Genomic DNA, 12,420 nt, shown 5'->3' on the forward strand with positions numbered 1-12,420 from the left:
ATTCGCGATCCATCCTGTAAAATCTATGGTTAGAATGCTCAGGAGGCGTGTAAAATGGAAACCGGTACTTCGAGAGTTAAACGCGGCATGGCCGAAATGCAAAAAGGCGGCGTCATCATGGACGTCATGAGCGCCGAGCAGGCGAAAGTGGCCGAAGCGGCGGGAGCAACGGCCGTTATGGCGCTGGAAAGAGTGCCTTCCGATATTCGCGCGGCAGGCGGCGTCGCGCGCATGGCGGACCCGACGATCGTGGAAGAAGTCATGAAAGTGGTCAGCATTCCGGTTATGGCCAAAGCCCGGATCGGCCACTACGTGGAAGCCAAGGTGCTGGAATCGCTGGGCGTCGATTATATCGACGAGAGCGAAGTGCTGACGCCGGCCGACGAAGTTTTCCACATCAGCAAGAGCGAGTTTACGGTGCCTTTCGTTTGCGGCGCCAAAGACTTGGGCGAGGCGCTTCGCCGCATCCAGGAAGGGGCTTCGATGCTCCGCACGAAGGGCGAGCCGGGAACGGGGAACATCGTCGAAGCCGTTCGCCACATGCGCCTCATCATGGGGCAAATCCGGAAAGTTCAAAACCTGTCGAAGGACGAGCTCTACCATGAAGCGAAAACGCTCGGCGTTCCTTACGAGCTGCTGCTCGGCGTGCACGAGACCGGCCGTCTTCCGGTCGTCAACTTCGCGGCCGGCGGCGTCGCGACGCCTGCGGACGCTGCGCTGATGATGCATCTGGGCGCCGACGGCGTATTTGTCGGCTCGGGCATTTTTAAGTCCGAAAACCCGGAGAAGTTCGCCCGCGCGATCGTCGAAGCGACGACGCACTATACGGATTACGAACTGATCGCCCGCGTGTCCAAAAATCTCGGCACGCCGATGAAGGGCATTGAAATTTCCAAGCTGAGCCAATTCGAACGGATGCAGGAACGCGGCATTTAATTTCCATCGCTTCGCAGGAATCCAGGTTCGATTTCGGGCGGCTTCGCAAGGCCTCGTCAGGCCGTTAGCGGAGCCGCCCCGATTGATTTTTCGTTGTTCTTAGCTTAACGATCGGGAAAGAAGGAATCGAAATGAACATCGGAGTATTGGCATTGCAGGGCGCCGTAGCCGAACATATCCGCAGCATCGAGCAAGCGGGAGGCAAGGGAATTCCCGTGAAGCGGACGGAGCAGCTCGCCGAACTGGACGGGATTATCATTCCCGGCGGCGAGAGCACGACGATCGGCAAGCTGATGCGCAAATACGATTTTGTCGATGCGCTGCGGGATTTTTCGGCTCAAGGCAAACCGATCTTCGGCACATGCGCCGGGCTGATCGTGCTTGCGGATCGGCTCGATGGCGCCGAGGAGCCTCATCTCGGGCTGATGAACATGACCGTAGCCCGCAACGCGTTCGGACGGCAGAGGGAAAGCTTCGAAACCGATCTCGACGTCAAAGGGATCGAATCTCCGCTGCGCGCGGTGTTCATCCGGGCCCCGCTCATCAAGGAAGTCGGCTCGGACGTGGAAGTGCTGTCCACGTACAAGGACGAAATCGTCGCGGCGCGCCAAGGCCATCTGCTGGCTTCTTCTTTCCATCCGGAGCTTACGGACGATTACCGGCTGCACGCCTATTTCGTCGACATGGCCAAAGAAGCCTCGGAACGGACGGCCAAGTAAAATCTAGAAACCGCCCTTGAACGGGAAAGGGGATAGCCGAACATGTTGGATGTCAAATTGCTGCGCGGCGACTTTGCGAAGGTCGAGCAGGCGCTGCGCAATCGGAACGCTTCGGTCGAGCTGATCGCTCCGTTTTCGGAGCTGGACAGCAGCCGCCGGGAACGACTGGCGGAGAGCGAAGCGCTCAAAAACCGGCGCAACGTCGTTTCGCAGGAAGTCGCCAAGCTGAAAAAAAGCGGCGGCGACGCGGAACCGTTCATCGTCGAGATGCGCGAAGTGAACGACCGGATCAAGAAGCTCGACGAGGAAGTGCGCGAGCTGGAAGAACAAATCAACAGCCTGATGCTGTCGATTCCGAACGTGCCGCACGAGAGCGTGCCGGTGGGCGCTTCGGAGGAGGACAACGTGGAAATCCGCCGCGTCGGCGAGACGCCGTCCTTCGATTTCGAGCCGCGTCCGCACTGGGAGCTGGCCGACGAGCTCGGCATTCTCGATTTCGAAGCGGCGTCCAAAGTAACCGGCTCGCGCTTCGTTTTCTATAAAGGCCTGGGCGCGCGTCTGGAACGGGCGTTGATCAACCTGATGATGAACCTGCACGCGGACGAGCACGGCTACGAAGAGATTCTCCCTCCGTATCTCGTCAACCGCGACAGCCTGGTCGGCACCGGGCAGCTGCCGAAGTTCGAAGAGGATCTGTTTAAAATCGAGGGAACGGATTATTACCTGATCCCGACGGCGGAAGTGCCGGTGACGAACTATTACCGCGACGATATTTTGACGGTCGAGCAGCTGCCGTCCAAGTTCGTCGCCTACAGCGGCTGCTTCCGCTCCGAAGCGGGCGCCGCGGGCCGCGACACGCGCGGTTTGATCCGTCAGCACCAATTCAACAAAGTCGAGCTCGTCAAGCTGGTCGATCCGGAAACGTCCTACGACGAGCTGGAATCGCTGACGCAGGAGGCGGAACGGGTGCTCTCGGTGCTGGGCCTGCCTTACCGCGTGCTGACGCTTTGCACCGGCGACATGGGCTTCGGCTCGGCCAAAACGTACGACATCGAGGTTTGGATTCCGAGCGCCGGCGTGTACCGGGAAATTTCGTCCTGCACCAACTTCGAAGATTTCCAGGCTCGCCGCGCGAACATCCGGTTCCGGCGCGAGCAAGGCGCAAAGCCGGAATTCGTGCACACGCTGAACGGCTCGGGGCTCGCCGTCGGCCGCACCGTGGCGGCCATTCTCGAAAATTACCAGCAGGCCGACGGTTCGGTCGTCATTCCGGAAGCGTTGCGCCCTTACATGGGCGGACTGGATCGCATCGGCCCTCGCTAGGGCCGAACGGGTTCCGGCCCGGCCTTTCGGGGGTTGAACATCGCTTCCCGGCTGTGATATGATTACGGGGCAGAGCGGATCATCCGATCCCGGATGCGATCTGTCCGCCATTTTTGGAGAGGTACCGAAGCGGTCATAACGGGGCGGTCTTGAAAACCGTTAGGGCGCAAGCCCACGTGGGTTCGAGTCCCACCCTCTCCGCCATTCCATACGAAACGACAAGGCCGACCCGCGACCCGGGCCGGTTTTTTTGTGCATAAGAACGCGGTGGCGGGCCAACCTAACGAGGCGGAGGTGTGAGCCCAATGGCAAGCAACGATCAACTTGACGTCCCGCAACGGGATTTGGTCCAAGCGTGGCGGGAGACGCTTCCGGAGCGGCTGCAGCCGGGCGATCAGGCCGTCGTAAAAGGCGACGCATCGAGCCCGGAAGCGCTGGTGGTCCAAATCCGGACGGCGGGGCGCCAAAAGCTGGAATTCGATTTTTCGGTCAAATACGTGGACAGCAGGGAAATCGATATTCAGTTAACCGACGTCGAAAAAGACGGCGTCTCGATCGACGAGCGCACGGAGGAAATGCAATCGCTCATCGCCGACTACCGGCGTCATTTGCACGAATGCGCGCAGGCCCTGCATCATTTTACCCATGCCTAATCTTGAAAAGAGGGAACGTTTATGACGGATAAAAATTTGCGCAACGTCGTCAGCGAGCTGAAGGATACGCCGGTCAACTCGCATCAGGCCCAGCAGGTCCAGCAGCAGCATAACGACAGACGCCATCAGGACGCGCTGAACCATGACGAACCGGGCGCCGATCTGGGCCCCAAACGGGTTCGCCAATAAAAGGGAGGACTTTACGTGAGCAAGCCGAAAACCGTTCCCGTAGCCGCAGCGGCGGAAGGCAGCGAACACGCCCGCGACCGCAAAAGCGACGGAAACCATCAACCGAACGAACCGTTATCGGGTTCCAAAAAAGTGAAAAACCGCAACCATTCGCGCCATAATAACGGCGAAGGGTAAGCGGCGAACATGCCGTATGAAACAGGCCGATTCTTTCGCGGAGCTATCCGCGGGCGAATCGGCTTTTTCAGGTCTTGTTTGTGCGTTTAAACATCGGACTGTTATAATAGATAATAAAAATTGTTTATAGGAGGTGCCTATGCAAAGCCCATTGCCTGTAAATACTGCAGCCGATCCGAAGCCGGTTCGCCATTCGAAGCTATCCATTCTGGATATCGCGCGCCGTGTCGTGTTCATTATACTGGGCGCAGCGCTGGCCGGGGTCGCCCTCGAAATTTTTCTCGTTCCGAACAATATTATCGACGGCGGCATCACCGGCATTTCGATTATGGCTGCGCACCTTAGCGACTGGCCCCTCGGCGTCTTTCTGTTCGTGCTGAACCTTCCCTTTCTCGTCTTAGGCTACAAATCCATCGGCAAAACGTTTGCCCTGTCGACGCTGCTCGGCGTCATTACGCTTTCGGTGACGACTTCTCTGCTCCATCACGTCGAACCGTTTACCGACGATACGCTCCTCGCGACGGTATTCGGCGGCATTTTGCTGGGCGTCGGGATCGGAATGGTCATCCGCAACGGCGGAGCGACGGACGGAACCGAGACTGTCGCGATCGTCGTCAGCAAAAGAACGCCCTTTTCCGTCGGACAGATGGTTATGTTTATCAACCTGTTCATTCTGGGCAGCGCGGGCCTGGTTTACGGCTGGGACAATGCGATGTTTTCCCTGATTACGTATTTTATCGCCTTCAAGGTTATGGATCTGACCATCGAAGGCTTGGACGAGTCGAAGTCGATCTGGATCATCAGCGAACATTACCGCGACATCGGCGACGCCATCGTCAGCCGCCTCGGGCGCAGCGTGACGTATTTGAACGGGGAAGGCGGATTTTCCGGCGATACGAAGCAGGTCATCTTCGCGGTTATTACCCGGATGGAGGAAGCGAAGCTGAAATCGATCGTCAGCGAGATGGATCCCGCGGCCTTTATGGCGGTCGGCAACATCCACGACGTGCAGGGCGGAAGATTCAAAAAGAAGGACATCCATTAGGGTTTATTTGGTGAATTAGTCTTATTTTTAGGTCATTTTAATTAATCTTTAAATTTTTAGGGTTCCCCCGGTATTCGATTTAAGATAGAATGTGTCCTGTGTAAGTTATTGTTTTCGAGGGGAGCAGGGTTATTTTGAAGTCTCGCAAGTTCGTAAGTTTGTTTTTGTCGCTGTTTGTCGTTTTGACGCTTGTATTGTCGGGATGCAGCAGCAGCAGCAAATCGTCGCCTAAGGATACGCTTCAGGGCGCCGTGGAGAAATCCGCCGATATGAAGTCGTACGGAATGAAGGGCAGCTTGAAAATCGAGGATCTCAATTTGCCGCCCGAGGTCATGGCGGAAGAGGGAGCGGCGGAAGCTCTGGGCCTCATTCAAAGCGCTGAAGTTTCCTGGACGGGCGCCTACCGCCTCGATCCGATGCTGCTCGAGCTGAATTTGATGCTCAGCCTCAGCGGCGATCTGGCCATGTCGTTCCAATTGCCGATCATTATGAACGAAGAGAAAATGTGGCTTAAAGTGCCGAACATTCCCATGCTCGGACTGCCGGAAGATCTCGTCGGCAAATTCGTCGAGTTCGACCTGAAGGAACTGGCCGAGGAGCAAGGCACCGAATGGACGGGAATGCCCGACGTCGGTCAATCGGTCCAGTTTTTCAACGACATTTCCGGAGTCGTTTTCGAGCATATCGACGAAGAAACGTATTTGAGCGCTCCCAAGGCCGAAGAAGCGGGCATTCCGGCGGAAGCCGACGTCAAGAACGTCGTGCAGTTCCATCTGACGCAGGAGCAAGTGGAGCCGTTCGTCAAGACGGTCATCAAGGACATCGCGCCGGCGGTCATCGAGCTTCTGTCTTCGAACGAAGAATACCGCAAGCTGACCGAATTGACTCCGGAAGATCTGGATGCGGCGAAGGCCGAGCTGGAAAGCGTCACCGACGAGGACCTGCAAGCGGGGATCGACGAGTTCAACCAAATGTTCAAATCGCTGGACATTCTCGCGAACTTCGGCATCAACGGCGACGGGTACGCCACGTACACCGACGCGACGATCAAAGCGGAAATCGAAGACGCGGGCCAAACCGGCAACGGTACGCTCAAAATCGTATCCGAGCTGACGGATGTAAACGGCGACGTGAAATTCGAATTCGACGTGCCGGCCGCGGAAAATGTCATCACGCTGGATGAACTGGCCGAGTACGGTTTCTATTAAAATGCAAAACGAAGCGGTCCCGCCGAAGCGGGGCCGTTTTTTGCGTTATAACGTCGCTTTGGCCAAGGCTTGTCCGACATGCAGCGCCTCTCCTCCTCGGACCGGAAGCTGCGGCAGACCGTCCTGCGGAACAGAGCTGGTCGTCAAGGCGCGAAGGACGAGGCCGCCGCGACCGCCGTTATTCAAGTGCCGTGCGGTGTTTGGCCTCGCTCGAACGAAATAACGGCCTCCAGAGGCTATTTGTAGAGAAAATCGTTAATGATGCCGGTCGTGTCGACCGTCTCCGTCAAAATCTTTTGCGAGACGAAGAAGTCGGCGTACTCTTTCATCGTTTCTTCCCATGCCGCGCGGTCGTCCACGAGCATTTTTTCGGAGCCTTCCGCCGTCGTCAGCTCCAGCGTCTCCACCGTGCTGACGAGCGAGGGCACGTCCATGCCGAGTTCGTCGGCTACGATTTGCTTGCCCTCGTCTCCCTCGTTGAACATGGCGAGCCCTTCATCGAACGCTTCGACCATCTTGCGGACTTGCTCCGGATAGTTGTCGATCAGGCTTTTCTTCACGACGACCGCGTCGACGATCAGGTTCGGGGCGTCCTTGGTCGAGTACAGAACGCGTCCGCCCTTGGCCGTCGCTTCCGACAGGTAGGGCTCCCACGTCACGGCCGCGTCCACCTGGCCGGCCATGAACGTCGAGCCTGCGAGGTTGTTGTTCATGTTCATGATCTGCACGTCGGATTCCTCGAGGCCGACGGTTTCCAGCCCTTGAGCAGCAGGAAGTGGGCGACGGAGCCGATGGAGACGGCGACGCTTTTGCCCTTCAATTGCTCCAGGGAGGCGATTTGTTCATTTGCGATGATGCCGTCGGCGCCGAGGGAGCGGTCCATGACGGAGATGATTTGCACCGGATCGTCCGCCTTTTCCTTCGCTTTCATCTGTACGACCGCGACGAACGATTGCACGACCGCGTCCAGCTTGCCCGACATGAAGGCATCCTTCGTATTGCCTTCCATTTCCACGAACTCCACGTTTACGCCTTTGGCCGCGAAAAGCTGCTCCGCGTTTGCGACGATCGGGCCGGCCATGCCGATCCATGGGCTGTAGCCGAAGCGAATGGTCACGGGTTCCTCGGACGACTTCGGAGGCGAGGAGGCTTCGGCCGTGCCGGCCGCGGAAGATGCGGGCGCGGACGGCTCCGGAGAGGCGGAACCGTTCGAAGCGCCGTTGCTTCCGCAGCCTGAAATGACGAGGACGACGGCGAGGATCAGGAACGCGGCAAAACGATTGGTTTTGATGGACATGCTTTTTTCCCTCCACTTTTGTTTGGGTGCAGTAACGGGAACGTCCTTGGTTATTTTTAGTCGTATTTCAGACGTTTCTGAAATGATTATAGTATGAATGCGATCACCCAACAACAGTTAGGTTAATTTTCATTACATAATAATAGATTTTTCGAGGGGAATCGACGATTTTTTTATCGAAACTTTCATAAAAACAAAATTTATGTTATAATAATTAACGTTTAAAAGACGGGGCATGCCTATTTTCGGACTTGCATATCGGTTTTAAGGATTGATATGATGAGGATAATTCAAGCCTTTTCGGAGGCGGATTTAAAGGAAGCGTTGCCATGCTGAGAATCGGATTTATCGCGGCCGCCAAGACCGTGACCCGCCTGGAGCGGCTTCGGCCTGCGCTGGACGCGATGTGCGAGCTTACGTTGATTCCTTTTCAACGTTTGGAGGAAGTGCCGTCTCTCTACGAAGCCCAAAGCCGGTTCCTGGACGCGGTCGTATTCGGAGGAGAGCTGGCGTATCTGGCGCTTCATGCCTCCCCGGACAATCGGCCTTCCCTTCCGACGGCTTTTCTGGACATAACCGAAGGTGATTTTTACAAGCTGCTCTTCTCCGTGATGATGAAGTTTCGGGAGGTGGCGCCCGCGCGGATGTCGATCGACTGCCTCGGGCGCAGCAATCAATATCTCGGTTTGAACAAGGTGCTGCAGCCGGAGGAATTCCCGCACTGTCCGGACGACGCGGCGGATCGCAGCTCCGATGAAGATATGTACCGTTTCCATCTGGACTTGTGGAAGGCGGGCAAAGTCGACCTGTGCCTTACGCGCTATACGAACGGCGATCTCGTGGACAAGCTGCGAAGCCAGGGCATCCCGGTGGTCGAGATCTATCCGCAGGACGAAACGATCCTCCGCGTGTTCGAGAAAGTGATCGCCGATACCGAGACCGACCGCCTTCAGGCCAACCGCGTCGCGATCGGCTACGTCTCCATCCATCACGACTCCATGCCGCAGCCGTTTTCGGAGGAGCTGGACTTGCAGCTGACGACGCTCCAGCAGGCGATATTGGCGTTCAGCAAGCGGATGAAGCTGTCGCTCATCGTCCAGAAGCATCCGCTTCATTTTGAAATCATCACGTCGTACAAAGACCTGAAGGGCGAGATCACCAACGAATTCGCCCGCTGCGCGCTGCTCGGCGAGCTGACCGCGAAGCTGCCGTGGCCGGTCGATGTCGGTTGGGGGATCGGCGACACCGTCCACAAGGGCCGGGCGAACGCCCAGACCGCCAACCAGCGCGCCCACCGGCAAGGCCGAAACTGCGCCTTCGTGATCACGGACGACCAGCAGGTCATCGGTCCGCTCGGGGACGAAGCCAGCCTGGATCTGTCTTTGCAGCCCGACCCGCAGATTCAAAGATGGAGCGAACGCTTCGGCATCTCGAGTTTGCAGATTCAAAAGCTGCTGGCCGTCATGACGAGAGTCGAGAGCAACGAGCTGTCGTGCCAGGAGATCGCCTTGTACCTGGGGATTACGGAACGCAGCGCGAACCGGATTTTGAACGAGCTGCAGGAGAAAGGCGCGGCCACGGTCTCTTACAAGAAGCAGGACAAGCTCCGCGGACGTCCGAAGAAGGTGTACAAAATCAACTTCAATCTGTCGTGAAGTTGACTCCGTCGGATCCGGGCTTTCAGGTTCCCGGAGCCCGTTTCAAGCGCGAGGCAGCGCCATTACTCTATCAAGCTTGAAGGCAAAACAAAAAATCGCAGCCCGAGGGCTGCGAATCGTCGATATGTATGGTCGAGACGACAGGATTTGAACCTGCGACCTCTTGCTCCCGAAGCAAGCGCTCTACCAAGCTGAGCCACGTCTCGATATGCTGATCTTTTCAGCGAACGAATTAGATTATAGCACAGGCATTGCGAAAAGAAAAGGGCTTTTTGCGAATTTGTTGTTCGTCTGTGATAATGTCACCCTGTAACTGTTCTGAGATAATGTCACTATGGGACAGGAGACATTAACATTGACCAGAGCAGAACTGAAAAAGGTACTTGTCGTGGAGAAGATTTTAGACGGACACATGACTAATGTGGAAGGAGCAGCGACACTCGGACTAACAGTGCGACAAATGATTCGGCTGAAGAAAAAGTATGTGGAAGAGGGAGGAGCGCAGGCACTGGTGCACCGCAATCGCGGAAAAAAGCCGAAGCACGCCTTGTCCGAGGAAGTTAAACAGCAGGTCGTTGAGTTGTACAACACAAAATACTATGGTAGCAACAACTGCCATTTTGCGGAGCTTTTGGAGGAACATGAAGCATTGAAATTGAGTCCTTCCAGTGTAAGACGTATTTTGCTTTCTGAAGGAATCAAACAAGCCAAGCAGCGCAGACGTAGCAAAGCTCATCAACCACGTCAGCGCAAGCCGCAAGCCGGAATGCTGTGGCAGATCGACGCGACGCCATTTGCTTGGCTGGAGGACCGGGGTCCTGCCTTTGCCCTCCATGCAGCCATCGACGATGCCACAGGCACGGTTGTCGGCGCCATATTCCGGCTCAACGAATGCCGCGAAGGATACTCGCTCGTCATGCAGCAAGGCATTCAGAAATACGGCGTACCGCTCGGCCTGTACAGCGACCGACACACCATCTTTCGCTCTCCTAATGAAAAGCTGACCGTAGAGCAGGAACTGGCTGGTGAAACGAAGCCGCTCTCTCACTTTGGCAAGGCGATGGCCGAACTTCACATTGAGCATATCAAGGCCATTACGCCGCAGGCTAAGGGCCGTGTAGAAAGGCTTTGGCAGACGTTCCAAGATCGCCTGGTCATCGAACTCAGGCTGCTCGGCGCAAAGACGATTGAGGAGGCCAATGCGGCGTTGCCCATGCTGTTGGAGAAGCACAATCGCAAATTTGCTGTTCAGCCCAAAAAAGTAGAATCGGCGTATATGAAGCTGGATCCATCCGTCAATTTGAATCATGTGTTCACGATTCGCGAGTACCGAAAGTTAGGACACGGAAACACACTCTCTTATTACGGGAAAGTGTATACCTTCGCCAAGCCCTGTGATTTCCGTTTCGAAGCCAGAACAACGGTAGAGGTGCGTAAAACGCTCTCTGGAGAAGTGCTCGTTTGGCACAATGGCCAGGCGATTCCGCTGAAAGAGACGGAAAAGCCGGTACGCAAACCGATGTCCAAAACAAAAAAGGCGGAGCCTGCGCAGTCACGCAAACCCGCCGCCAACCACCCTTGGAGGTTGGCATGGAACTGTAGACAACAACAGGATAACACAAAAACGACAGCCGTCCAAGTCACTTGAACGGGCGGCTGCCCAAATTAGCAAAGTGACATTTTTACAGACGAGTTATGGTGACATTTTTACAGCATATTGACAGGGCTTTTTGCGAATTACAAAATGTCCCGGGAATAGAAAGAGCAAATGTCCCTACCCGATCCGGGGAAGGCGAATTTGTACGCTTCGTCTGCCGGTTCCCGGGCGAAAGTCCTGAAAAAATGCATCCCTTTTGGTGCGGCAACCGGCCAAAGGGGGTCTATGTTGGATTTTGTCCAATCGAGGGAGCGGAAAACGGGGTAATCATGATCTAGAGTGGATTTTATCCAACGAGCAACTTGGAATTTGAGCGAAAACGCCGAAAAGGACCTGGCAGATTGGACAAAATCCAACGAAGGCGAAAAGTTTTGCGAAAACGCCGTTTTTGATTGGAGGAAATCCAACCAAGCCTCGCCGAGCCCCGCGCCATCCTGCGCATCCCCGCCCGATCCGCGCTATCCTGCCTACCCTGCTCCATCCCGCGTCGTCCTACGATCCTCGCTCCATCCGCACTAATCCTGCGCATCCCCGCTCGATCCGCGCCGTCCTGCCTATCCCCGCTCCATCCCGCCCCATCAAGTGCATTGCCCGGTTGTATGGTAACCGTCACTAAATAACCACGGTCGCAAACGCCCGCCGTACTTCCTCGTACGCCTTGTCCGCCGAATGGCGCCACTCGCGGCGGTTGCCGAGGCAGTTGCAAATGAGCTCGGTATCGCCCAGCGACTCTTGCTTCCGGAAATGCGCATGGCCGAAGACCGCGCACCGGATCGAACCCTCATATTCGCGAATGAGGTCCCCGTAGCTGCGGCTTCCGAGAAACGCATTGAAGTAGGACCAGTCTTTGTAAGCCGCCGGGACGGTGAAGCGGTCGTCCGGAACGACGTGGGTGACCAGGATAATGTTCCGGTCCTTGTATTGTTCCAACTGCTTCTTGATTTTATCGCGAAAAATACGGCTAACCTCCGGGGGCGACTGATTCCACTTCACATAGGTTTTATCCTTCCACAGCCGTTTGCCGCGCCGCATATCGAGAAACTCCTCCTCCTGAAACTCCGCATCCCCGAAGGAGAAGTCGTACCAGCCCGCATCCCCGATCACGACCCACTCGTCGTCGATGACGTACGGCGCCGCCGACAAATTATGCTCGTACCGCTGCAAAGCCTCGTAAATGGTCCAGGCGTCCATATCCGGATGCCGGATGTTCCACAAATCGTGGTTCCCGGGCACGAACAGGCAGGGGACGCCGGCCTTATCCTCGATTTCGCGCAAAACGTCCAGCGTCTGCCCGTAATCGCTCGAGATGTCGCCCGCAACGATGAGGAGGTCCGATTCCCGCTCGCGGGCCACTTGAACGAGAGCGTCCTGCACCGTCGTTTGCAGACCGGCGTTGTTCTGATCCACATGCAAATCCGACAAAATCCCGATTCTCACGGCGCTCTCCCCATTCCTCGTTAACCTCTCGATGACAGCTTACCTTATGCGCCTGCGGATTTCAAACGCCAAGGCTTCCTTTTGCGTACGGCGCGTCGGATTTCCGCCGCTGGCAATGGAG

The 12,420-nt window shown here is 56.3% G+C and carries 13 protein-coding genes and 2 tRNA genes; 11 read left to right on the forward strand and 4 right to left on the reverse strand.

From position 1 onward, the window contains the following. Positions 1-54: 54 nt before the first annotated feature. The 9 genes from pdxS (at position 55) to JW799_RS08255 (ending at position 6,250) form a co-directional block, all read left to right on the forward strand. The gene (pdxS, locus tag JW799_RS08215; RefSeq protein ID WP_080832193.1) at positions 55-936 is read left to right on the forward strand and encodes a pyridoxal 5'-phosphate synthase lyase subunit PdxS; all 882 of its coding nucleotides are present in this window, start codon (positions 55-57) and stop codon (positions 934-936) included. Between the two features lie 131 nt (positions 937-1,067). After that, positions 1,068-1,655, forward strand: coding sequence for a pyridoxal 5'-phosphate synthase glutaminase subunit PdxT (gene pdxT / locus JW799_RS08220; RefSeq protein ID WP_205429379.1), 588 nt, complete (start codon positions 1,068-1,070; stop codon positions 1,653-1,655). A 42-nt stretch (positions 1,656-1,697) separates the two neighbouring features. After that, positions 1,698-2,978, forward strand: a complete 1,281-nt coding sequence (serS, locus tag JW799_RS08225; RefSeq protein ID WP_205429381.1) for a serine--tRNA ligase — start codon at positions 1,698-1,700, stop codon at positions 2,976-2,978. A gap of 115 nt (positions 2,979-3,093) precedes the next feature. Beyond that, positions 3,094-3,182, forward strand: a tRNA-Ser gene (locus JW799_RS08230). A gap of 101 nt (positions 3,183-3,283) precedes the next feature. Continuing rightward, complete coding sequence (locus JW799_RS08235) at positions 3,284-3,631, forward strand: hypothetical protein (RefSeq protein ID WP_080832190.1); 348 nt, start codon at positions 3,284-3,286, stop codon at positions 3,629-3,631. Positions 3,632-3,652: 21 nt separating this feature from the next. Then, the gene (locus tag JW799_RS08240) at positions 3,653-3,820 is read left to right on the forward strand and encodes a hypothetical protein (protein ID WP_176220585.1); all 168 of its coding nucleotides are present in this window, start codon (positions 3,653-3,655) and stop codon (positions 3,818-3,820) included. Positions 3,821-3,835: 15 nt separating this feature from the next. Further along, the gene (locus JW799_RS08245) at positions 3,836-3,997 is read left to right on the forward strand and encodes a small acid-soluble spore protein P (RefSeq protein WP_080832189.1); all 162 of its coding nucleotides are present in this window, start codon (positions 3,836-3,838) and stop codon (positions 3,995-3,997) included. A gap of 139 nt (positions 3,998-4,136) precedes the next feature. Beyond that, a complete protein-coding gene (locus JW799_RS08250) occupies positions 4,137-5,042 on the forward strand; it encodes a YitT family protein (RefSeq protein ID WP_080832188.1) in 906 nt (301 codons plus the stop codon). 134 nt (positions 5,043-5,176) lie between these two features. Next, the gene (locus JW799_RS08255; protein ID WP_205429382.1) at positions 5,177-6,250 is read left to right on the forward strand and encodes a hypothetical protein; all 1,074 of its coding nucleotides are present in this window, start codon (positions 5,177-5,179) and stop codon (positions 6,248-6,250) included. A gap of 236 nt (positions 6,251-6,486) precedes the next feature. Here the strand turns inward: JW799_RS08255 and JW799_RS29270 are convergent, their stop codons facing one another. Both JW799_RS29270 and JW799_RS29275 read right to left on the reverse strand, forming a co-directional pair. Beyond that, positions 6,487-6,969, reverse strand: coding sequence for an ABC transporter substrate-binding protein (locus JW799_RS29270; protein WP_275901512.1), 483 nt, complete (start codon positions 6,967-6,969; stop codon positions 6,487-6,489). Continuing rightward, complete coding sequence (locus JW799_RS29275) at positions 6,966-7,547, reverse strand: ABC transporter substrate-binding protein (RefSeq protein ID WP_080832185.1); 582 nt, start codon at positions 7,545-7,547, stop codon at positions 6,966-6,968. Before JW799_RS29275 ends, JW799_RS29270 begins: the two co-directional genes overlap by 4 nt. A 329-nt stretch (positions 7,548-7,876) precedes the next feature. Here JW799_RS29275 and JW799_RS08270 point away from each other — a divergent pair, with 329 nt between their 5' ends. Further along, complete coding sequence (locus JW799_RS08270) at positions 7,877-9,202, forward strand: hypothetical protein (protein WP_205429383.1); 1,326 nt, start codon at positions 7,877-7,879, stop codon at positions 9,200-9,202. Between the two features lie 132 nt (positions 9,203-9,334). Here the strand turns inward: JW799_RS08270 and JW799_RS08275 are convergent. Further along, positions 9,335-9,411 (reverse strand) — tRNA-Pro (locus JW799_RS08275). Between the two features lie 149 nt (positions 9,412-9,560). Between JW799_RS08275 and JW799_RS08280 the strand changes: the two genes are divergently transcribed. Then, a complete protein-coding gene (locus JW799_RS08280) occupies positions 9,561-10,853 on the forward strand; it encodes an ISNCY family transposase (RefSeq protein WP_205428370.1) in 1,293 nt (430 codons plus the stop codon). A gap of 621 nt (positions 10,854-11,474) precedes the next feature. Here the strand turns inward: JW799_RS08280 and JW799_RS08285 are convergent. Beyond that, positions 11,475-12,299: a metallophosphoesterase gene (locus tag JW799_RS08285; protein ID WP_176220584.1), complete on the reverse strand. Its 825-nt coding sequence runs from the start codon at positions 12,297-12,299 to the stop codon at positions 11,475-11,477. Positions 12,300-12,420 lie beyond the last annotated feature (121 nt).

The sequence above is a fragment of the Cohnella algarum genome (assembly GCF_016937515.1).
Lineage (GTDB): Bacteria > Bacillota > Bacilli > Paenibacillales > Paenibacillaceae > Cohnella > Cohnella algarum.

Bases quoted from the DNA above. Each gene is read 5' to 3' on its own strand.
- JW799_RS08235 (WP_080832190.1), top strand. From the start codon at position 3,284: ATGGCAAGCAACGATCAACTTGACGTCCCGCAACGGGATTTGGTCCAA.
- JW799_RS08270 (WP_205429383.1), top strand. From the start codon at position 7,877: ATGCTGAGAATCGGATTTATCGCGGCCGCCAAGACCGTGACCCGCCTG.
- JW799_RS08240 (WP_176220585.1), top strand. From the start codon at position 3,653: ATGACGGATAAAAATTTGCGCAACGTCGTCAGCGAGCTGAAGGATACG.
- JW799_RS29270 (WP_275901512.1), bottom strand. From the start codon at position 6,969: ATGAACATGAACAACAACCTCGCAGGCTCGACGTTCATGGCCGGCCAG.
- JW799_RS08250 (WP_080832188.1), top strand. From the start codon at position 4,137: ATGCAAAGCCCATTGCCTGTAAATACTGCAGCCGATCCGAAGCCGGTT.
- JW799_RS29275 (WP_080832185.1), bottom strand. From the start codon at position 7,547: ATGTCCATCAAAACCAATCGTTTTGCCGCGTTCCTGATCCTCGCCGTC.
- pdxS (WP_080832193.1), top strand. From the start codon at position 55: ATGGAAACCGGTACTTCGAGAGTTAAACGCGGCATGGCCGAAATGCAA.
- pdxT (WP_205429379.1), top strand. From the start codon at position 1,068: ATGAACATCGGAGTATTGGCATTGCAGGGCGCCGTAGCCGAACATATC.
- serS (WP_205429381.1), top strand. From the start codon at position 1,698: ATGTTGGATGTCAAATTGCTGCGCGGCGACTTTGCGAAGGTCGAGCAG.